The organism is Flavobacterium hydatis (assembly GCF_000737695.1).
GTDB classification, from domain to species: Bacteria; Bacteroidota; Bacteroidia; order Flavobacteriales; family Flavobacteriaceae; genus Flavobacterium; species Flavobacterium hydatis.
The window spans coordinates 1-884 of the sequence record NZ_JPRM01000077.1; the positions used below are offsets into that span (position 1 = coordinate 1).

An 884-nucleotide genomic window follows, 5' to 3' on the forward strand; every position below is an offset into this window, starting at 1 on the left:
AGCAATTTACAAGCTACAGGAACCGATATCAAATGGTATGCAGCAAGCACAAATGGAACATTGCATGGAGCAAATGATGTTTTAGTTTCAGGAACATACTACGCAAGCCAAACAATCGATGGTTGTGAAAGTGCAAGAACTGCCGTAGTTGTAAAAATTACACCTACACCAGCAGAACCAACAGCAATAGCACAAACATTTTGTTCAGTAGACGCTAAAAAAGTAAGCGATTTAAAAGCTACGGGAACCGATATCAAATGGTATACTGCAAGCACAAATGGAACATTACATGGAGCAAATGATGTATTAGCATCAGGAACATATTATGCAAGCCAAACTATTGATGGTTGCGAAAGTGCGAGAACTGCCGTAGTTGTAAAGATCACACCTACACCAGCAGAGCCAACAGCCACAGCACAAACATTTTGTTCAGCTGACGCTAAAAAAGTTAGCAATTTACAAGCTACAGGAACTGATATTAAATGGTATACAGCAAGCACGAACGGGACATTACATGGAGCAAATGATATTTTAGTTTCAGGAACATACTACGCAAGCCAAACCATTGATGGTTGCGAAAGTGCAAGAACTGCCGTAGTTGTAAAAATTACACCTACACCAGCAGAGCCAATAGCCACAGCACAAACATTTTGTTCAGTAGACGCTAAAAAAGTAAGCAATTTACAAGCTACAGGAACAGATATTAAATGGTATACAGCAAGCACAAATGGAACATTGCATGGAGCAAATGATGTTTTAGTTTCAGGAACATACTACGCAAGCCAAACAATCGATGGTTGTGAAAGTGCAAGAACTGCCGTAGTTGTAAAAATTACACCTACACCAGCAGAACCAACAGCAATAGCACAAACATTTTGTTCAGT

At 39.6% G+C, this 884-nt stretch carries 1 protein-coding gene; it reads left to right on the top strand.

What is annotated here, in order from left to right; all coding sequences use genetic code 11:
• On the top strand, positions 1-884 hold an 884-nt coding region (locus IW20_RS26505), incomplete at both ends, for an Ig-like domain-containing protein (RefSeq protein ID WP_035629104.1).